The following is a 21,072-nucleotide window of genomic DNA, read 5'->3' as shown; positions in this document are numbered from 1 at the left end:
TCCGTTGGTGACTGCTGAGCATGCGCACGCGGAGGGGGACGACGCCGGAGCGGCGCCGTCCGCAGGCGTGCTCGACGAGATCCTGGCCGGTGTGCGCGAGGACGTGGCCCGGCGGCAGGAGCAGGTTCCGCTGGAGCGGATCCGTGAGCTGGCCGCCGCCGCGCCGCCGCCGCTGGACGCGTACGCGGCCCTGCGCCGGCCCGGCGTGGCCGTGATCGCCGAGGTGAAGCGCTCGTCGCCGTCCAAGGGGCGGCTGGCCGAGATCGCCGACCCGGCGGACCTGGCCGGTGACTACGCGGCCGGGGGAGCGCGGGCGATCAGCGTGCTCACCGAGGGCCGGTGGTTCGGCGGGTCGCTCGACGACCTGGCGGCGGTGCGGGCCGCGGTGAACGTGCCGGTGTTGCGCAAGGACTTCGTCGTCTCCAGCTACCAGGTGCACGAGGCCCGCGCGCACGGCGCCGACCTGGTGCTGCTGATCGTCGCCGCGCTGGAGCAGAACGTGCTGGTCGGCCTGCTGGAGCGAATCGAGTCGCTGGGCATGACCGCGCTCGTCGAGGTGCACACCGAGGAGGAGGCGGACCGCGCCCTGGAGGCCGGCGCGCAGGTGATCGGCGTGAACGCCCGTGACCTGCGTACGCTGGAGGTCGACCGCTCGGTGTTCGAGCGGATCGCGCCCGGCCTGCCGAGCAGCGTCGTCAAGATCGCCGAGTCCGGGGTGCGCGGTCCGCACGACCTGATCCGGTACGCCTCCGCCGGCGCCGACGCCGTGCTGGTGGGCGAGGGCCTGGTCACCCAGAAGAGCCCGCGCGAAGCGGTCGCCGAGCTGGTCAACGCCGGTAACCACCCGGCCACGCCCCGCCCGGTGCGCTGAGCCGCCGGGCCACCCGATCCGAGAGGACGCCCGCGATGAGCGCCGCACCCGCAACCGGCCCGGTCCCCGACGCCGCCGGTCACTTCGGCCGGTTCGGCGGCCGGTTCGTCCCGGAGGCGCTCGTCGCCGCACTGGACGAGCTGGACGCGGCGTACCGCAAGGCGATGGGCGACGAGGACTTCCTCGCCGAGTTCGACGCGCTGCTGCGTGACTACGCCGGCACGCCCTCGATGCTCTACGAGGCCCGGCGCTTCTCCGCGCAGGTCGGGGCGCGGGTCCTGCTCAAGCGGGAGGACCTCAACCACACCGGCGCGCACAAGGTCCGCAACGTGCTGGGCCAGGCGCTGCTCACCAAGCGGATGGGCAAGCGGCGGGTCATCGCGGAGACCGGCGCCGGCCAGCACGGCGTGGCCACCGCCACCGCCGCCGCGCTGTTCGACCTGGAATGCGTCGTCTACATGGGCCAGGTGGACACCGAGCGGCAGGCGCTCAACGTGGCCCGGATGCGGATGCTCGGCGCCACCGTCGTCCCGGTGACCACCGGCTCGCGCACGCTCAAGGACGCGATGAACGAGGCGATGCGGGACTGGGTCGCCAACGTCGACGACACCCACTACCTGATCGGCACCGCCGCCGGGCCGCACCCGTTCCCGGAGATGGTCCGCGACTTCGTCCGTGGCATCGGCGTGGAGGCCCGCCAGCAGTGCCTGGACCTGACCGGCACGCTGCCGGACGCGGTCGCGGCGTGCGTCGGCGGCGGCTCCAACGCGCTGGGCATCTTCCACGCGTTCGTGCCGGACGCCGGGGTCCGCCTCTACGGCTTCGAGGCCGGTGGCGAGGGCGTCGGGACCGGCCGGCACGCCGCCAGCATCACCGGCGGTTCGTCGGGCGTGCTGCACGGCACCCGCACGTACGTCCTGCAGGACGCCGACGGGCAGACCATCGAGTCGCACTCGATCTCGGCCGGCCTGGACTACCCGGGCGTCGGCCCGGAGCACGCCTGGCTGCACGACACCGGGCGGGCCACGTACCTGCCGGTCGACGACGCCGACGCGATGGCCGCGTTCGAGCTGCTCTGCCGCACCGAGGGCGTGATCCCGGCGATCGAGAGCGCGCACGCGCTGGCCGGCGCCCGCGCGATCGCCCCCCGGCTCGCCGAGGAGCTGGGCCGGGAGCCGTTGATCGTGGTCAACCTGTCCGGCCGGGGCGACAAGGACGTGCACACCGCCGGCGCGTACTTCGGCATCCTCGACAAGGAGTGACAGCGTGAGCCGCATCGGGGTCGCCTTCGACAAGGCGCGGGCGGACGGCCGGGCCGTGCTGGTCGGCTGCATGCCGGCCGGTTTCCCGACCGTCGAGGGCAGTATCGCCGCCATGAAGGCCATGGTCGAGGCGGGCGTGGACGTCATCGAGGTGGAGATCCCGTACTCCGATCCGGTGATGGACGGCCCGGTCATCCAGAAGGCGAGCGACATCGCGCTCGCCGGTGGCGTCCGCGTCGCGGACGCGCTGCGCGTCGTCGAGGCGGTCGCCGCGACCGGGGCGAGCGTGGTCACCATGACCTACTGGAACCCGATCGAGCAGTACGGCGTCGACGCGTTCGCCCGCGACATGGCCGCCGCCGGTGGGACCGGCCTGGTCACGCCGGACCTGATCCCCGACGAGGCCGCCGAGTGGCTGGCCGCTTCCGACGCGCACGGCCTGGACCGGACGTTCCTGGTCTCACCGTCCTCGACCGACGCGCGGCTGCGGATGACCGCCGAGCACTGCCGCGGCTTCGTCTACGCCACCGCGATCATGGGCGTCACCGGCGCCCGCGCGCAGACCTCCGAGGCGGCCCCGGTCCTGGTCTCCCGGCTGCGCGAGGTCACCGACATCCCGGTCGGCGTCGGGCTGGGCGTGGGCACCGGCGCGCAGGCCGCCACCGTCGCCGGGTACGCCGACGCGGTGATCGTGGGCAGCGCGCTGGTCCGCTGCGTGCTGGACGCCCCGGACCAGGCCGCCGGCCTGACCGCGCTGCGCAAGCTGAGCGCCGAACTGGCCGAGGGCGTCCGCAACCCGGCCCGCTGACCGCCTGCTCGCCACCTGCTTGATCGACTCCACTTCGCCGAGCTGGCGTGGTCCAGGACGCCGGGATACCGCCACTTCGCCGAACTGGTGTCGATCAAGCGAGCGAGCGAGCGGGCGGGCGGTCAGCGGCTACTGCTGTCGACCTGCTCGGAGGCGCGCTGGCCGGGCGGGGCGGGCTGCCCGTCGCCGGGTGGCGTGAGCGCGTCGGCGGCGGTCGTGTGCCGCAGCACGCCGGCGCGGCCGGCGAGCGCGTCCGCGATCGCCGCGCGCGTCGTGGGGGTCAGCACGTCGGGCAGCTCTTGCGGCGGCCACCACCGAGGCAGGCACCCGGTCGCCGGTTCGCCCGCCGGTCCGGCGTCGGCCGGTCCGGCGCGGAACACGTGCACCAGCACGTCTGGGCGCGCGCCGCACCGCCCGGCCGGTGGGGCGGGCACCGGTGGACCGGTGACCCGGTAGAGGCCGACCAGGTCGGCCGGCGCCACCGCCCAGCCGGTCTCCGTGCGGACCGCCCGGACGACGGCATCCACCGGGCTCTCGTCGTGGCGCAGCCGCCCGCCCGGCAGGCCCCAGCGCCGGGCCCCCTCGGACCGGCCGCAGAGCAGCAGCCGCCCGGATGCGTCGGTGACGACAGCGGCGGCCGCCCAGGTGAGCGGGCTCATGGACAAACAGCCTACGACCGTGCAAACCAGAAGTCATCCGACCCGCGCGGCAGGCGGCCCGGGGTGCCGCGCACACAGTCCGCACCGGTACCGTGTGCACCCGTGACCATCGCCCCGATGACCCCACTGGCGGCCATGCCCAGCCCCAGCACCGCCGTCTGGCAGCTCGGTCCGGTTCCGATCCGGGCGTACGCGCTCTGCATCATCCTCGGCATCGTGGTGGCCTGCGTGGTCACCGAGTACCGGCTGCGCCGCCGCGGCGTCGCTCCGGGCGCGGTGCTCGACATCGCCGTCTGGGCGGTGCCGGCGGGCATCATCGGCGCGCGGATCTACCACGTGATCACGTCGCCGGAGAAATACTTCGGCGCCGGCGGCGAGCCGATCAAGGCGCTCTACATCTGGGAGGGCGGGCTCGGCATCTGGGGTGCGGTGGCCGGTGGCGCGGTCGGCGCGTGGCTGGCCGCCCGGCAGCTCGGCATCCCGTTCCCGGTGATCGCCGACGCGCTGGCGCCCGGGCTGCCGCTGGCGCAGGCCGTCGGCCGGCTGGGCAACTGGTTCAACAACGAGCTGTACGGCGGGCGCACCACGCTGCCCTGGGGTCTCGAGGTGCACGTGATGGACCCGGACAACCCGGGCCACGCGCTGCGCGACGACGCCGGCAATCCGGTGCTCCAGCCGGGGCTCTACCATCCGACTTTCCTCTACGAGGCGCTCTGGAACGTCGGCGTCGCCGCGCTGGTGCTCTACCTCGACCGCAAGCTGCGGCTCGGGCGCGGCCGGGCGTTCGCGCTCTACGTGATGGGCTACACGGCGGGCCGGTTCTGGATCGAGCTGATGCGCACCGATGAGGCGAACCTGATCCTCGGCGTACGCCTCAACGTCTGGACCGCCGCGCTGGTCTTCCTCGGGGCGCTCGCCTACTTCGTCCGGGTCCGCGGCCCGCGCGAATACCTGGTGCCGGTGGGCGAGCCGGCCGCCGCGCCCACCCCGTCCGGGGACGTCTCCCAGGTCGACCTCTCCGCCCGGGAGGCCGCCGCGCGGCCGGCCCCGCCCGAGGGCTACCGGGTGGTGAGCGAGGAACAGTTCGACGCGTACCGGAAGACCGGCGTGCTGCCCCCGGTGGAGCCGGCGGCCGACGACGACCGGCCGGAGACCCCCGACGGTGCCACCGACGGCGACGCGGAGCAGGCCGACCGCGCGGACACCGACCCCGTGGCCACCGACGGCGCCGACGCGGACGGCACCGACGCCGACCCGGAACGGACGGACGCCGAGCGGACGAACGCCGGCCGGGCCGACGGCGGGCGCCCGGCGGACCGGGACAGCTGAGCGGGGGAGTCATGCGCAGCGCGGTGGTGGTCGGCGCCGGCCTCGGCGGGATGGCGGTGGCCGGCGTGCTGGCCCGCTCGGGATGGCAGGTCACGCTGCTGGAACGCGCCGACCGGGTCCGGCCGGAGGCGACCGCCGTGGTGCTCTGGCCCAACGGGGTACGCGCGCTGCGCGCCCTCGGGCTGGGCGACGGGCTGGACGCGATCGCCACCCCGCTGCCCGACGGCGGCGTGCGCCGCCCGGACGGGCACTGGCTGGTGCAGGCCCGGTCCACCCCGGCCGAGCGGATGCCGGTGGTGGTGCACCGGGAGGACCTGCACGACGCGCTCATCGCCGGCCTGGGTGACCGGGTCGAGCTGCGTACCGGCGTGAGCGTGCGGACGGTGCGCGCCGCGTCCGGTGAGCGCCCGGCGGTGGGCGACGGCCGGCACACCTACGAGGCGGACCTGGTGGTGGCCGCCGACGGCACCGACAGCGAGATCCGCCGGCAGTTGGCGCCGGAGACCTCGGTGGTCAGCTCCGGGTGCGCCGCGTGGCGGGCGGTCATCCCCTGGTACCGGGCCCCGCAACTGCCCGACGACCAGCCGCTGCAGGGGGAGACGCTGGGCGCCGGCTACCGGTTCCTGGCCGCCTCGCTCGGCGAGCGGGGCAACGCCGGGGCGTCCCGCCGGGGCGGCGTCTACTGGGTGGCCACGGCGGCGGGCGCGCCCCGCCCGGAGCCGCCGGAGGTCCAGCTCGCCCTGCTCAAGCGCTGGTTCGCCGGCTGGCCCGCGCCGATCGGCACGCTGCTGGACGCGACCGACCCGGACGACGTGGTGCAGCAGGAGATCCGCGAGCTGCGTCCGCTGCCGAAGGCGTACGGCTTCCCGGCCGGGCCGGGCGGCGTGGTGCTGCTCGGCGACGCCGCGCACGCCATGCCGCCGCACCTCGGCCAGGGCGCCTGCCTGGCGTTCGAGGACGCGGCGACGCTGGCCGGACTGCTGCGGGAGTCGCGGCTGCCGGACGCGGTGACCGCGTACGACAGGCTGCGCCGGCCCCGCGCGGCCACGATGGTCCGGCAGACCCGGCGGATGTCGGCGGTCCTGCAGGCCCGGGGCCGGCTGGCGCTGCGCGCCCGCGACGCCGCCCTCGGCACGATCAGCCCGCGCCTGCGTAACACGGCCGCCGCGGCGGCCGCCGCCTGGCAGCCGCCGTCCTGACCTCCGCCGCGGCGGCCTCAGATGACGGCGGCGGGCTCGGCGATGCAGGCGGTGCCGATCCGGCGGAACCCGACCCGCAGGTAGACCCGGGCGATGTCCTCGCTGCCGGCGCTGAGGAAGATCAGGTCGGTGCCGGCGGCGCGCAGTTCCCGAGCGAGGGTGGCGGTCACCGCCGCGCCGAGGCCGCGCCGCCGCGCGGACGGCAGCGTGGCCACCCCGGCGATCTCCGCCACGTCGCCGACCCGCATGGCCATGCCGCCGGCGAGCGCGCCTTCCTCGGGCGTGGCGGCGAGCACGGAGATGCGCCGGCCGTCGGCGACCCGGGTCGCCTCCTCCTCCAGCGCGGCCACGTCCAGCCCGGAGACGGTGGCGTCCCGCTCGGCCGGTCCGGCCTCGCCGCGCGCGGTGCCGCCGTTGGCGAAGCCGACCGCGGCGACGGCCCGCCGCAGCGCGATGTCCGCGGCGAAGCCCGCGTCGCCGGGGTCCAGCACCCGCACCGGTACGTCGCTGAACGTCCCCGGTTCGGGCAGGCGCTCCGGTTCCAGCAGCATCAGCGGCGCCTCCAGCACGCTCAGCCCGGCTGAGCGGGCCACCGCCAGCAGCTCCGGTTGGTGCTCGTGCACCCATTCGAACGCCTCCGGCAGGCCCAGTTCCTGCTGCCGGGTGCGTACCGCGTTGACATCGGCGAGGGTGGGGTGCTCGGTGGCGTCGAGCCGGGGCCGGGCGTAGAACGGCCATCCGGCGCCTTCCCGGACGAAGAGCACCAGGGCGCCGTACTCCTCGGTCCGGGCCCCGTCGCGGGGCACCGCGTCGTAGAACCGCTCCAACCGGTCGAGTACGTCAGCGCGTGCGAGATCCACCGCGCGAGACTACATGTCCCAGCATCTGGAAGTGTGATCAATCTGAACTGGCCTTGCGCCGGAAGCCCTAACGTAGACTCAATAAACCGCAGAGGGCCGACGTCGTCCCCATCATGATCCATCCTGAGTGACGACAGGAGGCCCGGTGGCCTTTCCGTACCCTCACAGCCCGCAGTCGGCCCCACCGGCGACCGGGCTCTACGACCCCGCGTACGAGCATGACGCCTGCGGTGTGGCCTTCGTGGCCGACCTGCACGGGCGGCGCTCGCACCAGGTCGTCGCGAACGGCCTCGGGGCGCTGTGCCGGCTGGACCACCGGGGCGCCCGGGGCGCGGAGCACAACACCGGGGACGGCGCCGGCATCATGATCCAGGTGCCGGACGCGTTCCTGCGCGCCACCGTCGACTTCCCGCTGCCCCCGGCCGGCCAGTACGCCACCGGCCTGGTGTTCCTGCCCGACGACGACGCGGCCGAGACCCGTGCCCGCCAGGTGGTCGACAAGTACGCGCTGGTCGAGGGCGCCGACGTGCTCGGCTGGCGCGAGGTGCCGACCGACCCGTCCGGCCTGGGGGAGACGGCGCTCGCGGCGATGCCCCGGGTCCGGCAGCTCTTCGTGGCCGCGCGCCGGCTGACCGACTCACCCGCCGGCCCGGCCGGCTCCCCGCTGACCGGGCTGGACCTGGACCGGGTGGCGTTCTGCCTGCGCAAGCAGGTCGAGCGGGAGACCGCCGAGCGAGGCGTGCCGGCGTACTTCCCGTCGCTGTCCGGCCGCACCATGGTGTGGAAGGGCATGCTCACCCCGGACCAGCTTCCGGAGTTCTACCCGGAGCTGACCGACGAGCGGGTGGTCAGCGCCATCGCGCTGGTGCACTCGCGCTTCTCCACGAACACGTTCCCCTCCTGGCCGCTGGCGCACCCGTACCGGTTCATCGCGCACAACGGCGAGATCAACACGATTCGCGGCAACCGCAACTGGATGCAGGCCCGCGAGGCGCTGCTGCGCAGCCCGAACCTGCCCGGCAACATCCGCCGGGTCTTCCCGGTGTGCACCCCGGCCGCGTCCGACTCGGCGAACTTCGACGAGGTCCTGGAGCTGCTGCACCTGGCCGGGCGGAGCCTGCCGCACGCGGTGCTCATGATGATCCCCGAGGCGTGGGAGAACGACCCGGACATGCGCGCCGACAAGCGCGCCTTCTACCGCTTCCACGCCAGCCTGATGGAGCCGTGGGACGGCCCGGCCTCGGTCGCCTTCACCGACGGCGAGATCGTCGGCGCGGTGCTCGACCGCAACGGGCTGCGCCCGGGCCGCTGGTGGCACACCGCCGACGGGCTGGTGGTGCTAGGCAGCGAGGCGGGCGTGCTCGACCTGGACCCGTCCACCGTGATCGCCAAGGGCCGGCTCCAGCCGGGCCGGATGTTCCTGGTCGACACCGTCAACGGCCGGATCGTCTCCGACGACGAGATCAAGACCGAGCTGGCCGCCGAGCAGCCGTACCAGGAGTGGCTGCACGCGGGCCTGATCGAGCTGGACGACCTGCCGGCCCGCGAGCACATCGTCTACACCCACGACTCGGTACGCCGCCGCCAGCAGGTGTTCGGCTACACCGAGGAGGAGCTGAAGATCCTGCTCGGCCCGATGGCCCGCAGCGGCGCGGAGCCGATCGGCTCGATGGGCACCGACACGCCCATCGCCCCGCTGTCCACCCGGCCGCGGCTGCTCTACGACTACTTCCATCAGCTCTTCGCGCAGGTCACCAACCCGCCGCTGGACGCCATCCGGGAGGAGCTGGTGACCAGCCTGGCGTCCACCATCGGGCCGGAGGGCAACCTGCTCGACCCGGGTCCGGCGAGCTGCCGGCAGATCGTGCTGCCGTACCCGGTGATCGACAACGACGAGCTGGCCAAGATCCTCTCCATCGACGAGGACGGCGACCTGCCCGGCTTCAAGGCGGTCCGGGTCTCCGGTCTCTACCGCCTGCGCGACGGCGGCGCCGGCATCAAGGCCCGGCTGACCGAGATCTGCCGGCACGTCTCCGAGGCGATCGAGGACGGCGTACGCATCCTGGTGCTCTCCGACCGGGACTCCAACGCCGACCTGGCCCCGATCCCGTCGCTGCTGCTCACCGCCGCGGTGCACCAGCACCTGGTACGCGAGCAGACCCGCACCCAGGTCGCGCTGATCGTCGAGTCCGGCGACTGCCGCGAGGTGCACCACGCGGCGGTGCTGATCGGGTACGGCGCGGCGGCGGTCAACCCGTACCTGGCCTTCGAGTCGGTCGAGGACATGATCTCCACCGGCGTGCTGGCCGGCGTCGACCGGGTGAAGGCGGTCCGCAACTACGTCAAGGCGCTCGGCAAGGGCGTCCTGAAGATCATGTCCAAGATGGGGATCTCGACCGTGTCGTCGTACTGCGGCGCGCAGGTCTTCGAGGCGGTCGGCCTGGAGACCCGCCTGGTCGACAGGTACTTCCGGGGCACGCCGAGCACCATCGGCGGCATCGGGCTGGCCGAGATCCACGCCGAGGTGGCGGCCCGGCACGCGCGGGCCTGGCCGGCACCGGGCGTGCAGGCGAACGACCGGCTGGAGGTCGGCGGCGAGTACCAGTGGCGCCGCGAGGGCGAGCTGCACCTGTTCAACCCGGAGACCGTCTTCCTGCTCCAGCACGCCACCCGCAGCCGCCAGTACGACGTGTTCCGGCAGTACACCGCGAAGGTCGACGAGCTGGCCGCGCAGGCCGGCTCGCTGCGCGGGCTGTTCACGCTGCGCACCGGCGTACGACCGGCGGTGCCGCTGGACGAGGTCGAGCCGGCCAGCGAGATCGTCAAGCGCTTCGCCACCGGCGCCATGTCGTACGGGTCGATCTCGGCGGAGGCGCACGAGACGCTCGCGATCGCGATGAACCGGCTCGGCGGCAAGTCCAACACCGGTGAGGGCGGCGAGGACGTCGAGCGGCTGCACGACCCGGCGCGGCGCTCCGCGGTCAAGCAGATCGCCAGCGGCCGCTTCGGCGTGACCAGCGAATACCTCGTCAACGCCGACGACCTCCAGATCAAGATGGCGCAGGGCGCGAAGCCCGGCGAGGGCGGGCAGCTACCCGGCAACAAGGTCTGGCCGTGGATCGCCCGGACCCGGCACGCCACCCCCGGTGTCGGCCTGATCTCCCCGCCGCCGCACCACGACATCTACTCCATCGAGGACCTGGCCCAGCTCGTCCACGACCTGAAGTGCGTCAACCCGGCCGCCCGGGTGCACGTCAAGCTGGTCAGCGAGGTCGGCGTGGGCACCGTCGCGGCGGGCGTGGCCAAGCTCAAGGCCGACGTCATCCTGATCTCCGGCCACGACGGCGGCACCGGCGCGTCCCCGCTCAACTCGCTCAAGCACGCCGGCACCCCGTGGGAGCTGGGCCTGGCCGAGGCGCAGCAGACGCTGCTGCTGAACAAGCTGCGCGACCGGGTCACCGTGCAGGTCGACGGCCAGCTCAAGACCGGCCGGGACGTGCTGATCGCGGCGCTGCTCGGCGCCGAGGAGTTCGGCTTCGCCACCGCCCCGCTGATCGTCGAGGGCTGCGTGATGATGCGGGTGTGCCACCTGGACACCTGTCCGGTCGGCATCGCCACCCAGAACCCGGTGCTGCGCGAGCGCTTCACCGGCCGCCCCGAGTTCGTGGAGAACTTCTTCCTCTTCCTCGCCGAGGAGGTCCGCGGCTACCTGGCCGAGCTGGGCTTCCGCAGCATCGACGAGGCGATCGGGCACACCGAGCTGCTCGACGTGGCTGGCGCGATCGACCACTGGAAGGGCCACGGGCTCGACCTGAGCCGCGTGCTGCACCTGCCCGAGCTGCCCGAGGGCGCGGCCCGCCGGGGCGTACGCGCCCAGGACCACGGCCTCGACGCGGCGCTGGACAACCGGCTCATCGAGCTGGCCGGGCCGGCGCTGCGGGAGCGCACCCCGGTCCGGGTCGAGGTCGAGGTGCGCAACGAGCACCGCAGCGTCGGCGCGATGCTCGGCGGCGAGGTGACCCGCCGCTTCGGCGGCGCCGGCCTGCCCGACGACACGATCGAGTTCCTGCTGCGCGGCACCGCCGGCCAGTCGTTCGGCGCGTTCCTGCCGCGCGGCGTCACGCTGCGCCTGCACGGCGACGCCAACGACTACGTCGGCAAGGGACTGTCCGGCGGACGCATCGTGGTGCGGCCGGACGCCGACGCGCCGTTCGTCGGCGTGGACGCCGCGCCCGGCCGCCGCGCCGAGGACCAGATCATCGCCGGCAACACCATCCTGTACGGCGCGACCGGCGGCGAGGTGTTCCTGCGCGGCCGGGTGGGGGAGCGGTTCGCGGTCCGCAACTCCGGCGCGGTGGCGGTGGTCGAGGGCCTCGGCGACCACGGCTGCGAGTACATGACCGGCGGCACCGTCGTGGTGCTCGGGCCGACCGGGCGCAACTTCGCCGCCGGCATGTCCGGCGGCACCGCGTTCGTACACCGGCTCGACCGGCGACTGGTCAACACCGAGCTGGTCGACCTGTCGCCGCTGCGCGACGAGGAACGCGACCGGCTGCACGAGCTGGTCCAGCGGCACTTCGCCGAGACGGACTCGGCGGTCGCCGAGGACCTGCTCAAGCGCTGGCCGCAGGCGGTGGAGGAGTTCACCGCGGTGGTGCCCCGGGACTACCGCCGGGTCATGGAGATCATGCGGGCCGCCGAAGCCGCCGGCCGAGACGTCGACGACGCGGTGATGAGCGCCCTCTCGCCCGCGCCGGTACCGCCCGCGCCCCGGGCGGTCGCCCAGGAGGTGGCTCGTGCCTGACCCGAACGGTTTCCTGCGCTACGACCGGCGGCTGCCGGCCCGCCGTCCGGTGCCGGTGCGCATCTCCGACTGGCGGGAGGTGTACCCGCCGGCCGGTGAGGAGCTGATCCGCGAGCAGGCCACCCGGTGCATGGACTGCGGCATCCCGTTCTGCCACGACGGCTGCCCGCTGGGCAACCGCATCCCGGACTGGAACGACCTGGTCCGCACCGGCAACTGGGACGCGGCGGTGGACTCGCTGCACGCCACCAACAACTTCCCCGAGTTCACCGGCCGGCTCTGCCCGGCGCCGTGCGAGGCGGCCTGCGTGCTCGGCCTGGGCGGCCAGCAGCCGGTCACCATCAAGCAGGTCGAGGTGGAGATCGCCGACGCGGCGGTGGCCCGCGACGGCCTGCGGCCCCGGCCCGCGTCCGTGTCCACCGGCCGGTCGGTGGCGGTGGTCGGCTCCGGCCCGGCCGGGCTGGCCGCCGCGCAGCAGCTCGCCCGCGCCGGTCACACGGTCACCGTGTACGAGCGCGACGACGCGATCGGCGGCCTGCTCCGCTACGGCATCCCCGACTTCAAGCTGGAGAAGCAGCACATCGACAAGCGGCTGGCCCAGCTCACCGCCGAGGGCGTGCGGTTCCGCACCGGCGTCGAGGTCGGCGTCGACGTGACCGCCGAGCAGTTGCGCGCCGAGCACGACGCGGTGCTGCTTGCCTGCGGCGCGTTGCAGGGCCGGGACACCCCGGAGACGCCCGGCCGGGCGCTGCGCGGCGTGCACCAGGCGATGGCGCACCTGGTCGCCGCGAACCGGGTGGTGGCCGCCGCCGGGGATGGGAAGCCCGCCCTCGCGACGCTGCCCGACGGTACGCCGATCGACGCCGCCGGCAAGCACGTGGTGATCATCGGTGGTGGCGACACCGCCGCCGACTGCCTCGGCGTGGCGCACCGGCAGGGCGCGGCCGGCGTACACCAGCTCGACCTCTACCCGGAGCCGCCGACGGAGCGGGACGCGGCGCGGGACCCGTGGCCGACCTGGCCGTGGGTGCTGCGCAACTACCCGGCGCACGAGGAGGGCGGCGAGCGGGTCTTCGCCGTCGCCGTCCAGGAGTTCGTGGACGACGGCACCGGCCAGGTCCGCGCGGTCCGGATCGCCGAGGTGACAGTGGAGAAGGTGGACGGTCGCCGCATCGTCACCGCGCTGCCCGGCTCCGAGCGCGAGATCCCGGCCGACCTGGTGCTGCTCGCCATCGGCTTCGAGGGCACCGAGGAGCAGCCGCTGCTGGCCCAGTTCGGGGTGAACCGCAACGGCCGGGGCGCGATCGACTCCCGCCCGGACTGGCAGGCCACCGACGGCGTCTTCGTCGCCGGTGACATGCACCGGGGCGCGTCGCTGATCGTCTGGGCCATCGCCGAGGGACGCGCCGCCGCGGCGGCGATCCACACGTACCTGGGCGGGGTGGGCGACCTGCCCGCCCCGGTCGACCCGGCCCGCCAGCCGCTCGCCGCCAGGTGAAAGGAAGGGCCCCCTCTTAACGCCTCAGGTAGAGGAGGGGGCCCTTCTTAACACCCGCCGCCGCGCGGCCGTCCGGGAAGGGTGGCCCAGGTCATGCCGGACGGGGCCCCGGCGGCACGACGACCGTCGTTAGGCTGCGGCCATGGACGTCGAGGTACGCCTGCGGCGCATCCGCCGCTGGCTCTGGCTGGTGGTGGCGGGGCTCTTCCTCAGCGGGGTGACCGCGTTCCCGCTGGAGGTCGAGGTGCGCTGGCTGCTGGCGGCGTCCGACCCGCTCGCCGGGCAGTTTCCGGCGCTGGTCGACTGGATCGAGCGGGTCCACGTCGGACTGGTGGCGGCCGGTGAGGACTACCCGTTCCTGCGGTACGGCACCGACTGGCTGGCCTTCGCGCACCTGGTGCTCGCGGTGGCGTTCTGGGGGCCGCTGCGTGACCCGGTCCGCAACGTGTGGGTGGTCCAGGTCGGAATGATCGCCTGCGCCGGCATCGTGCCGCTGGCGGTGATCTGCGGTCCGATCCGGGACATCCCCTGGTTCTGGACGCTCGTCGACCTCTCGTTCGCGGTCGGCGCGTTCCCGCCGCTCTGGTTCGCCTACCGCCACATCCGCGCGGTCGAGGCGGCGCAGCCTTGGACGGCGTCGACTGCGGCACCCGTGCCGACCGCCGGTTGACCGGCCGGCCGGGCCGCCCCCGTGGTGGGGGAGCGGCCCGGCCGGCGCCCGGTCAGCGGCCGAGCAGGTCGTGCGCCGCGCGGATCTTCGTCCACGAGGCCGGCTGCGCCGGTGCGGCGGTCGTCCGCGCGGCGGCGGTCACGTCGGGGCGGCCGGGCGTGAACAGCCAGGTGGTGAACACCGCGTCGAGGTCCCGCCCGGAGATCCGCTCGGCGAGCGCCTGGAACTGCGCGACGGTGCCGTTGGCGTACTGCCGCTTGGCCGTCCAGGTGCGCAGGATGCGGAAGAACGCGGCGTCGCCGACGGCGAGCCGGATCTGGTGCAGCGCCATCGCGCCCCGGTCGTAGACGGCGTCGTCGAAGATCCCGCTCGGGCCCGGGTCGCCGGGGCGCACCTGCCAGAACTCGGAGTCGGCCGGGTAGCTGTCGTAGGTGAAGTCGAACAGCTCCTGCGCGGTGCCCTCGCCCTGCTCCTCGGACCAGAGCCACTCGGCGTACGAGGCGAAGCCCTCGTTGAGCCAGATGTGCCGCCAGTCCGCCACCGACACCGAGTCGCCGAACCACTGGTGGGCGTTCTCGTGCACCACCACGTACGGGTTGGCGCCGCGCCGCCAGAAGCCGGGGCCGTACACCGGGCGGGTCTGCGTCTCCAGCGCGAAGCCGATGCCGTCGACCGGCCCGGCCACGCCGCCCTGCGCCTCGAACGGGTACGGGCCGAACAGCCCGCTCTCCCAGTCGACGATCTCGGCGGTGCGTTCGATGCTGGCCCGCGCGGCGGGCAGGCGCTCGCCGAGCGTGGTGCTGTACGCGTTCACCACCGGCTGGCCGTTGGGCGCGACGTCGGTGACGATGTCGTACTGCCCGATGGCCAGGAACGCCTGGTACGTGGCGCCGGGCTTGACGCTGCGCCAGCTCCACCGGGTGCGGTTGCCGGCCTCGGGCAGCGGGTCGCGCGGCTGCACGCCGTTGCTGATCACCTCGACGCCGGTCGGCACCGAGACGGAGATGTCCCAGGTGGCCTTGTCCTTCGGGTGGTCGTTGCTCGGGTACCACCACCAGGCCGACTCGGGCTCGTTGACGGCGAGCGCCCCGTCGGCGGTACGGGTCCACGCGGTGTAGCCCTGGACCGTGGTCTGCGACGGCACGCCCGCGTACTTCACCACGACGGTGAGCTGCTGCCCCTTGGTCAGCGGCCGGGCCGGGGTGATCACCAGCTCGTGGTCGCCGGCCCGGGTGTACGTGGCGACCCAGCCGTTAACGCGCACCGACTCGACGGCGAGGACGAAGTCCAGGTTGAACCGGGACAGGTCCTTGGTGGCGGTGGCCAGGATCGTGGTGGTGCCGGTGAGCCGGTCGGTGGCCGGCTCGTAGCGCAGCCGGATGTCGTAGTGCCCGACGTCGTAGCCGCCGTTGCCGTAGTCGGGGAAGTAGCTGTCGCCCAGCCCGGGGCTGCCGGGCGTCGGGGTGGCCGCCGCGGGTTGCGGCCGGCCCCATCCGGCCGGGGCGGCCTGGCCGGGCGCGCCGGTCACTGTGGTGCCGGCCGCGGTGAGGGTCAGGGCGGCGATGGCCGCCGTGAGTGCGCGTCGCACGGGGGACTCCCTCCGTCGGGTGTCGTCAACGCCAAGCTAATCGACGCATGTGAACGCTTCTGTCCCGTCCGGCCGATCTCGACTATTCAATTTCGGCAAATGTTTCGATAGCATTACCGACCAGTAACAGCACCGATCCCTCGGCCACGCGCGCGGTCAACGGGCTCCACCACCCTGCCCCGTGGAGGCTCTGCCATGCCCCGTCGCGTCCGTACCGTGTTCGCCGCCGTCCTGGCGGCCGTCCTCGGCGCCGTGCTCCTGCCCGGCGCCGCCCGGGCGGCCACCGTCAACTACGTCGCTCTCGGCGACTCCTACTCCTCCGGGGTCGGCGCCGGCCCGTACGACCTGTCCACCTGCCTGCGCAGCCAGAAGTCGTACGCCCCGCTCTGGGCCGCCGCCCACTCGGTCACCAGCTTCAAGTTCCCGGCCTGCGGCGGCGCGGTCACCGCCGACGTGCTCAACAACCAGGTCGGCCAGCTCAGCAGCAGCACCACGCTGGTCACCATCACCATCGGCGGCAACGACGCCGGCTTCGCCGACGTGATGACCAGTTGCCGGTTCGGCAGCACGTCGAGCTGCGAGAGCGCTGTGAACGAGTCGAAGGCGTTCGCCACCGCGACGCTGCCCGCCCGGCTCGACGCCACGTACACCGCGATCCGCAACCGGGCCCCGAACGCCCGGCTGGTGGTGCTCGGCTACCCGCGGCTGTTCGAGACCGGCTCCTGCGGCCTGCTCGCCATGAGCAGCTACAAGCGCACCATCCTCAACCAGGCCGCCGACACGCTCAACGGCGTCATCTCCGGCCGGGCCGCCGCGGCCGGGGGCACGTTCGTCGACGCGCGGCCGTTCTTCGCCGGGCACGGCGTGTGCGCCGCCGACCCGTGGATCCGTGACGTCAGCGGCGTGATCGAGGCGTACCACCCGAACGCGAACGGCTACCGCTACGGCTACCTGGCCGCGCTGACCGCCGCGATCGGCTGACCGGCACGGCGAAGCCCCGCCCGGCACCGGCGCCGGGCGGGGCTTCCGTCCGCGTACCCCATGGGGTCAGCGGGCCGGGACCAGCTCCGGCGCCGGCGCCAGGTCCGGCACCGCCGGCCCGATCCGTCGCCGCGGCCACCGGCGGCGGCCGGAGGGTACGGCGAGCGCGGCCAGCGCCGCCGCCACCGAGATGCCGGTGAGCAGCAGGAAGCCCGCCGTGAAACCGGCCTCCCGGGGCAGCCCGCTCGGCTGCGGATTCGCGGTGATCACGGCACTGGCGAGCGCCGCGCCGATCGCGCCGCCGATGGTACGGATGTTGGCGTTCATGCCGGTCGCCGCGCCGGTCTGCCCGGCCGGCACGTTCGCCACGATCAGGTTGGCCATCGAGGCGAACGCCAGCCCGATGCCGAGGCCGACCAGGCCACCGGCGACACCGACCTGCCAGCGGGTGTCGTGCGCGACGGTCAGCATGGCGGCGGCCGCGACGTTGAACACCGCGCCGGTGCTCAGCTGCGCCTTGGCGCTGAACCGGGACTGCAGGCGCCCGGCCAGCAGGCCGGCCACGAACATGCCGACGAGCATCGGCAGCATCAGCAGCCCGGCCTGGGTGATGCTGGCGCCGAAGCCGTAGCCGGCGCTGGTCGGGATCTGCGCGAACTGCGGCAGGAACGCGTAGACGGCGAACATCGAGGCGCCGTAGAGCAACCCGACGAGGTTCGTGGTCCAGACCGCCGGCAGGCGCATCATCCGCAGGTCGATCAGCGGGTTCGCGGCCCGGGCCTCGGTCGCCAGCCAGGCGACCGCGAGCACCGCGGCCAGCGCCAGCAGTCCGACCACCCGGCCGGAGCTCCAACCCCACGCGGCGCCCTTGCTGACCGGCAGCAGCAGCGCCACCAGCCAGCCGGACAGGAGTACGGCGCTGAGCCAGTTGATCCGGCCCGGGGTGCGTACCGGCGAGCGCGGCACGAACCGGTGCGCGGCGAGCGCGGTCAGGCCGACCACCACCAGCGGGATCCAGAACAGCCACCGGTAGCCCAGCGTGGCCACGATCGGCCCGGCCAGTACCACGCCCAGCCCGCCGCCGACTGCGACGACCGCGGAGATCGAGGCCACCGCCGAGCTGACCCGGGCGGCCGGGAACTCGTCGCGGATGATGCCGAACGACAGCGGGAAGACGGCGCCGCCGATGCCCTGCACCACGCGGGCGGCGATCAACACGCCGATGCTGGGGGCGACGGCCGCCAGCAGGCAGCCCAGCGCCAGTGCGGCGAGCGAGAAGACGAGCGTCTTCTCCTTGCCGACCATGTCGCCGACGCGGCCGATGATCGGCGTGAAGACGGACGCGGAGAGCAGGTAGGCGGTGAGGACCCAGGTCACCGTGTTGGGCGAGGTGTGGAGGTCGTGCTGGATGGTGGGCAGCACCGGCGTGATCAGCGACTGGAGCATCGCGAAGAATCCGGTGCCGGCGGCCAGCACGAGGAAGGTGAGCCGGCGCGAGCCGCGCCGGGTTGAGTGGATCATGTGGGACGACTCCCCGTTCGGTACGAGACTGGTGGCCGCTCGCGCGGTCCTGCGGCGGTGGCGGCCGGAAGTCCGGAGTAAGCTATCCGGAGGGGTGGCTCCGGTCAGCAACCGGAGGCTTGCCTCCATTAACTTAGCGGAGGGTTGCCTCCGGTTGCAAGACGGAAGGGGTGACGCGGGTCATGACCGACGCCGACGTGCCCGGTGAGGTCTTCTCCCGCCGCCCGAAACGGGCCGACGCCCGCCGCAACTACGACGCGCTCATCGCCGCCGCCCGTGAGGTCTTCGGCGAGCACGGCGCGGGCGCGTCGCTGGAGGAGATCGCCCGCCGGGCCGGCGTGGGCATCGGCACGCTCTACCGCAACTTCCCCCACCGGCGTGACCTGTTCGAGGCGGTCTACGTCGAGGAGGTGCGCGCGCTCAGTGCCTCCGCCGCCGACCTGGCCGACGAGCCGCCCTGGGACGCCCTGGTCGGCTGGCTGCACCGGTTCGTCGCCTACGTGGCCACCAAGCGGGCGCTGGCCGAGGAGCTGGTGCACGACTCCGAGGTGTTCCGCAGCTGCCGCACCGAGATCTACGCGACCGGCGAGCCGCTGCTGCGCCGCGCCCAGGAGGCGGGAGCCGCCCGGCCGGACGCCGGCTTCGACGACGTGATCCGGCTGATCAGCGGGCTGGCCGCGTACCAGTTCCCGGACCCGGCCCAGCGCGACCGCGTCCTGGCCATCGCGCTGGACGGCCTGCGCCCGCCGGCCCGTGTGACCTGATACGACTCGTCGCCCGGCCGTCTGTCGACGTGACGCATCAAGGGCTGCTCGGCACGGGAGGAAGTGGCGGGCGCGGCCGTGCCCAGCCGACGAATCGAGCGAACAACACTTGTGGGCTGGGAGCCTCGTACGGGTTGAGGCGATGTAGCTCGTGGGCTGCGTCATAGAGCTGCCCACACAGGTAGATCGACAGGGCGACACGATCGTTCGCGTACTCGGCGAGCAGTGCGAGTCGAGCCTCCGCGCACGGCCACGGATAAGCGCAGCGTTTGCAGATCCAGAGTGGGCGCATAGGCAGATGCGCGCGAGCGCCCGTGCTCACCCCAGCCCTCGCAGCCGCGTGGCCGCGTAAGTGCGGCTGCTGCTGCTGGACATGCGCTCCCGAGTTGTTGATTCCAGTCGGCGCAGACCAGCCAAATACACGAAAAGTTCCCGCTTGGCGACTGCGGTGCCTCGGGCGTTCAACTCGTACGCCTCGATCCATGCCCAGCCGTCGTACGGCTGGCGATCCTCGATCTCCCGGATCACGCGAACGGTGATCGGGCGAAAGAACTGAACGCTTGCCCTGCGGTCGAGGCAGAGGAGGTCTCCCGCCTTGAGCGGGCTGTCATTCGCCGTTGCGTCGCGTCGACCCGCCCTCGGCCTGCTGTCGGGCATGAGTTTCCTCTCCTGCCAGGGGGCTGCGTCGGGCGGCTCGCCCGACATCCCTGGTCCTGTGGCCGCCGGACGTCCGAGCACCGGCTGTGCCGCCTGGAGGTCAGCTTGCCGAGAGCTATGGGATCAATACACAGCGTTGATGTATGGTGCCGAGGCGGTCGGGACGTCCATGAGGGAGGAAGGATGAACCACGCGCTCCAGGTGGCGATGGCCGAAGCCGGTGAGACGGCGGAGAGCCTTGCAGCTCAGACCGGCGTGGATCCGAAGACGGCGGCCCGTTGGGTCTCTCCGGTACGTATTCCGCAGCCTCGGCGACGTGCCCAGGTGGCGGCGCTCCTCGGCCGGGACGTCGGGGATCTTTGGCCGGACGTCCTCAAGCGCCGTGAACCGCCGTGGCTGCGTGAGTGGGTCGACTGGGAGCGGGACGCCGTGTCGATCCGCTGGTTCGAGCACACATGGGTGCCCGGGCTGTTGCAGACCGAGGCATATGCACGCGCGACGCTGACCGGCGAGGCGCTGACCGCAGCGGAAATCGATGAGCTGGTCGCCTCGCGGCTCGAACGACAGGCGATCCTCCGTCGGGACCGGCCGCCTCTGGTCGTCGCGGTCATCTTCGAGGGCGTACTGCATCAGTCGGCCTACGGCGACCGGGAGCTGATGCGGGAGCAGCTTGAGCACCTGGTCCACTGCGCAGCCCTGCCCGGTGTGCAGATACACGTCGTGCCGAGGGACATCGGCATGTATCCGGGGCTCGGTGGCGGCTTCATCCTCGCCGAACTGCCCACCGGTGAACATGTCGCGCACGTCGACAGCCAGGCGTCCGCGCAGCTACTTAATGAGGCTGCGGCCGTTGCTACGCTCAGCCGTAGGTGGGAGCGCATCAGGGGCGAGGCCCTCTCCCGAACCCAGTCACTAGACCTGATCATGGAAGCGGCAGGATCATGGACATGACCGCTGCGCGATGGCGCAAGAGCATGAAGAGCGGCAACAACGGCGGCTCTTGTGTGGAGGTCGCCGACAACCTCGCGGGCGTCGTGCTGGTCCGGGACACCAAGGACCGGGCCGGCGCGACGCTGGCCTTCGCGCCGGCGGCCTGGCAGGGATTCGTCGACCTGGCCAAGGAGATCGGCGTCAGTGAGCGTCGATGACACCAGCACCGACGCTCGGTGAAGATCTCGATGCCGAACTGGCCCGGCGGGGGATGGCGGTCTCCGCCGAGGGCTGCGCTCGCGCGGGGAGGCAACGTGCTCAGGTGGAGCAGCAGTGGCCTCGCGGTCGTCGGGTCAAGCTGCGCGAACGCATGCGTCAAGCGGCACAGGAGATACCCTCCAGGATCTATGACTGAGCAGCGTGGCTCAGCTGATCCGCCGGACGACCGGATCGAGCGCTGCCTTCAGGAGGTCCGTCTCGCCGGTGTTCAGGTGCTGGACGCAAGCGGCGATGTTGTCCGCCGCATCGAGTTCCGACCAGTCGAGCAGGTAGCCGGCCGCGACGCCGAGCTGGCGCAGGAGGGCGCGCAGGGTCCGTCCGTTGCCCTCCCGGAACGGATGGCAGACGTTCAGCATGATCCGCCTGGCCAGGCGACCCGTGCATCGGTGTCG

General features: G+C 73.2%; 19 protein-coding genes. 12 read left to right on the top strand and 7 right to left on the bottom strand.

The features are described 5' to 3' along the window. The first annotated feature begins 67 nt into the window (after positions 1-67). The 3 genes from trpC to trpA are packed head-to-tail and all read left to right on the top strand — an operon-like array spanning position 68 to position 2,941. Positions 68-871, top strand: a complete 804-nt coding sequence (gene trpC / locus HA073_RS17800; protein WP_030271968.1) for an indole-3-glycerol phosphate synthase TrpC — start codon at positions 68-70, stop codon at positions 869-871. A gap of 35 nt (positions 872-906) precedes the next feature. Then, complete coding sequence (gene trpB / locus HA073_RS17795; protein ID WP_166456892.1) at positions 907-2,133, top strand: tryptophan synthase subunit beta; 1,227 nt, start codon at positions 907-909, stop codon at positions 2,131-2,133. A gap of 4 nt (positions 2,134-2,137) precedes the next feature. Beyond that, complete coding sequence (gene trpA / locus HA073_RS17790) at positions 2,138-2,941, top strand: tryptophan synthase subunit alpha (RefSeq protein WP_043329522.1); 804 nt, start codon at positions 2,138-2,140, stop codon at positions 2,939-2,941. Positions 2,942-3,063: 122 nt separating this feature from the next. On the opposite strand, the gene HA073_RS17785 is transcribed toward trpA, so the two are convergent. Beyond that, positions 3,064-3,600 (bottom strand): NUDIX hydrolase, encoded by a 537-nt coding sequence (locus HA073_RS17785; protein WP_166456891.1) that lies wholly within the window; start codon positions 3,598-3,600, stop codon positions 3,064-3,066. Positions 3,601-3,717: 117 nt separating this feature from the next. Here HA073_RS17785 and lgt point away from each other — a divergent pair, with 117 nt between their 5' ends. Further along, entirely contained in the window at positions 3,718-4,929 is a 1,212-nt protein-coding gene (lgt, locus tag HA073_RS17780) for a prolipoprotein diacylglyceryl transferase (RefSeq protein ID WP_205797687.1), read from the top strand. Positions 4,930-4,940: 11 nt separating this feature from the next. Further along, positions 4,941-6,128 (top strand): NAD(P)/FAD-dependent oxidoreductase, encoded by a 1,188-nt coding sequence (locus HA073_RS17775; RefSeq protein WP_043329527.1) that lies wholly within the window; start codon positions 4,941-4,943, stop codon positions 6,126-6,128. A 17-nt stretch (positions 6,129-6,145) separates the two neighbouring features. Here the strand turns inward: HA073_RS17775 and HA073_RS17770 are convergent, their stop codons facing one another. Continuing rightward, a complete protein-coding gene (locus tag HA073_RS17770) occupies positions 6,146-6,988 on the bottom strand; it encodes a GNAT family N-acetyltransferase (RefSeq protein ID WP_043329528.1) in 843 nt (280 codons plus the stop codon). Between the two features lie 145 nt (positions 6,989-7,133). On the opposite strand from HA073_RS17770, the gene gltB reads away from it, so the two are divergent. The 3 genes from gltB (at position 7,134) to HA073_RS17755 (ending at position 13,960) form a co-directional block, all read left to right on the top strand. Then, on the top strand, positions 7,134-11,792 hold the full coding sequence (gene gltB, locus HA073_RS17765; protein WP_166456889.1) for a glutamate synthase large subunit: 4,659 nt from the start codon (positions 7,134-7,136) through the stop codon (positions 11,790-11,792). Next, the gene (locus HA073_RS17760; protein WP_166456888.1) at positions 11,785-13,290 is read left to right on the top strand and encodes a glutamate synthase subunit beta; all 1,506 of its coding nucleotides are present in this window, start codon (positions 11,785-11,787) and stop codon (positions 13,288-13,290) included. Before gltB ends, HA073_RS17760 begins: the two co-directional genes overlap by 8 nt. A gap of 142 nt (positions 13,291-13,432) precedes the next feature. Continuing rightward, a complete protein-coding gene (locus HA073_RS17755) occupies positions 13,433-13,960 on the top strand; it encodes a hypothetical protein (protein WP_043329534.1) in 528 nt (175 codons plus the stop codon). Between the two features lie 52 nt (positions 13,961-14,012). Here the strand turns inward: HA073_RS17755 and HA073_RS17750 are convergent, their stop codons facing one another. Next, positions 14,013-15,548 carry a M1 family metallopeptidase gene (locus HA073_RS17750; protein WP_166456887.1) on the bottom strand — a complete coding sequence of 512 codons (1,536 nt, stop codon included), beginning with the start codon at positions 15,546-15,548 and terminating at the stop codon, positions 14,013-14,015. A 195-nt stretch (positions 15,549-15,743) separates the two neighbouring features. Between HA073_RS17750 and HA073_RS17745 the strand changes: the two genes are divergently transcribed. Continuing rightward, positions 15,744-16,529 carry an SGNH/GDSL hydrolase family protein gene (locus HA073_RS17745; RefSeq protein WP_113972516.1) on the top strand — a complete coding sequence of 262 codons (786 nt, stop codon included), beginning with the start codon at positions 15,744-15,746 and terminating at the stop codon, positions 16,527-16,529. 66 nt (positions 16,530-16,595) lie between these two features. Here HA073_RS17745 and HA073_RS17740 read toward each other — a convergent pair whose 3' ends face one another. After that, entirely contained in the window at positions 16,596-18,050 is a 1,455-nt protein-coding gene (locus HA073_RS17740; protein ID WP_166456886.1) for an MFS transporter, read from the bottom strand. Between the two features lie 182 nt (positions 18,051-18,232). Between HA073_RS17740 and HA073_RS17735 the strand changes: the two genes are divergently transcribed. Continuing rightward, the gene (locus HA073_RS17735) at positions 18,233-18,814 is read left to right on the top strand and encodes a TetR/AcrR family transcriptional regulator (RefSeq protein WP_043331116.1); all 582 of its coding nucleotides are present in this window, start codon (positions 18,233-18,235) and stop codon (positions 18,812-18,814) included. 37 nt (positions 18,815-18,851) lie between these two features. On the opposite strand, the gene HA073_RS30660 is transcribed toward HA073_RS17735, so the two are convergent. Together HA073_RS30660 and HA073_RS17730 are read right to left on the bottom strand one after the other, a co-directional pair. After that, entirely contained in the window at positions 18,852-19,106 is a 255-nt protein-coding gene (locus HA073_RS30660) for a hypothetical protein (RefSeq protein WP_082930966.1), read from the bottom strand. A 26-nt stretch (positions 19,107-19,132) separates the two neighbouring features. Then, complete coding sequence (locus HA073_RS17730; RefSeq protein WP_233514627.1) at positions 19,133-19,471, bottom strand: hypothetical protein; 339 nt, start codon at positions 19,469-19,471, stop codon at positions 19,133-19,135. Positions 19,472-19,654: 183 nt separating this feature from the next. Here HA073_RS17730 and HA073_RS17725 point away from each other — a divergent pair, with 183 nt between their 5' ends. Both HA073_RS17725 and HA073_RS17720 read left to right on the top strand, forming a co-directional pair. Then, on the top strand, positions 19,655-20,422 hold the full coding sequence (locus HA073_RS17725; RefSeq protein ID WP_166456885.1) for a DUF5753 domain-containing protein: 768 nt from the start codon (positions 19,655-19,657) through the stop codon (positions 20,420-20,422). Further along, positions 20,413-20,619, top strand: coding sequence for a DUF397 domain-containing protein (locus HA073_RS17720; RefSeq protein WP_166456884.1), 207 nt, complete (start codon positions 20,413-20,415; stop codon positions 20,617-20,619). The genes HA073_RS17725 and HA073_RS17720 overlap by 10 nt, the downstream gene beginning before the upstream one ends. A 207-nt stretch (positions 20,620-20,826) precedes the next feature. Here HA073_RS17720 and HA073_RS17715 read toward each other — a convergent pair whose 3' ends face one another. Further along, positions 20,827-21,036: a Fic family protein gene (locus HA073_RS17715; protein WP_166456883.1), complete on the bottom strand. Its 210-nt coding sequence runs from the start codon at positions 21,034-21,036 to the stop codon at positions 20,827-20,829. Positions 21,037-21,072: the final 36 nt, after the last annotated feature.

This window comes from Micromonospora sp. CMU55-4, from assembly GCF_011602315.1.
Taxonomy (GTDB): Bacteria; Actinomycetota; Actinomycetes; order Mycobacteriales; family Micromonosporaceae; genus Micromonospora; species Micromonospora chalcea.
The sequence above is the reverse complement of the archived record's forward strand: the minus strand, read 5'-3'. Positions and strand labels throughout refer to the sequence as shown.

What these genes read in the sequence shown, in the direction of transcription:
- HA073_RS17725 (WP_166456885.1), top strand. Translation starts at nt 19,655, where the DNA reads ATGAACCACGCGCTCCAGGTGGCGATGGCCGAAGCCGGTGAGACGGCG.
- lgt (WP_205797687.1), top strand. Translation starts at nt 3,718, where the DNA reads ATGACCCCACTGGCGGCCATGCCCAGCCCCAGCACCGCCGTCTGGCAG.
- HA073_RS17775 (WP_043329527.1), top strand. Translation starts at nt 4,941, where the DNA reads ATGCGCAGCGCGGTGGTGGTCGGCGCCGGCCTCGGCGGGATGGCGGTG.
- HA073_RS17720 (WP_166456884.1), top strand. Translation starts at nt 20,413, where the DNA reads ATGGACATGACCGCTGCGCGATGGCGCAAGAGCATGAAGAGCGGCAAC.
- trpB (WP_166456892.1), top strand. Translation starts at nt 907, where the DNA reads ATGAGCGCCGCACCCGCAACCGGCCCGGTCCCCGACGCCGCCGGTCAC.
- HA073_RS17785 (WP_166456891.1), bottom strand. Translation starts at nt 3,600, where the DNA reads ATGAGCCCGCTCACCTGGGCGGCCGCCGCTGTCGTCACCGACGCATCC.
- HA073_RS17745 (WP_113972516.1), top strand. Translation starts at nt 15,744, where the DNA reads ATGCCCCGTCGCGTCCGTACCGTGTTCGCCGCCGTCCTGGCGGCCGTC.
- HA073_RS17735 (WP_043331116.1), top strand. Translation starts at nt 18,233, where the DNA reads ATGACCGACGCCGACGTGCCCGGTGAGGTCTTCTCCCGCCGCCCGAAA.
- HA073_RS17730 (WP_233514627.1), bottom strand. Translation starts at nt 19,471, where the DNA reads ATGCCCGACAGCAGGCCGAGGGCGGGTCGACGCGACGCAACGGCGAAT.
- HA073_RS17755 (WP_043329534.1), top strand. Translation starts at nt 13,433, where the DNA reads ATGGACGTCGAGGTACGCCTGCGGCGCATCCGCCGCTGGCTCTGGCTG.
- HA073_RS17715 (WP_166456883.1), bottom strand. Translation starts at nt 21,036, where the DNA reads ATGCTGAACGTCTGCCATCCGTTCCGGGAGGGCAACGGACGGACCCTG.
- HA073_RS17740 (WP_166456886.1), bottom strand. Translation starts at nt 18,050, where the DNA reads ATGATCCACTCAACCCGGCGCGGCTCGCGCCGGCTCACCTTCCTCGTG.
- HA073_RS30660 (WP_082930966.1), bottom strand. Translation starts at nt 19,106, where the DNA reads ATGCGCCCACTCTGGATCTGCAAACGCTGCGCTTATCCGTGGCCGTGC.